Annotated in this window: 2 protein-coding genes; both read left to right on the forward strand. The window is 40.0% G+C overall.

The window, feature by feature from the left end:
* Window positions 1–66: 66 nt before the first annotated feature.
* Entirely contained in the window at window positions 67–168 is a 102-nt protein-coding gene (locus tag H4J57_RS20400) for a PEP-CTERM sorting domain-containing protein (RefSeq protein WP_409049415.1), read from the forward strand.
* Between the two features lie 62 nt (window positions 169–230).
* A complete protein-coding gene (locus H4J57_RS20405; protein WP_409049415.1) occupies window positions 231–332 on the forward strand; it encodes a PEP-CTERM sorting domain-containing protein in 102 nt (33 codons plus the stop codon).
* The last annotated feature ends 48 nt before the right edge of the window (window positions 333–380 follow it).

Genomic DNA, 380 nt, shown 5'->3' on the forward strand with positions numbered 1-380 from the left:
AAATCAAAGTTGTAGTGGTGCTTTTCAGCAACCAGTACCGTCACATTTGCTGCAACAATCAGTATCATTGGACACCAAGGTTGCGGAGCGGTTGACGTACCTGAGCCTGCCACTATTTGGTTATTAGGTTTAGGTATATTTATTATAATGAATAGAAGACAAGTATAAATCAAAGTTGTGGTGGTGTTTTTTCAGCAACCAGTACCGTCACATTTGCCACAAGTAGTATCATTGGACACCAAGGTTGCGGAGCGGTTGACGTACCTGAGCCTGCCACTATTTGGTTATTAGGTTTAGGTATATTTATTATAATGAATAGAAGACAAGTATAAATCAAAGTTGTAGTGGTGCTTTTCAGCAACCAGTACCGTCACATTTGC

Source organism: Colwellia sp. BRX8-7, assembly GCF_014077275.1.
GTDB lineage: Bacteria > Pseudomonadota > Gammaproteobacteria > Enterobacterales > Alteromonadaceae > Colwellia_A.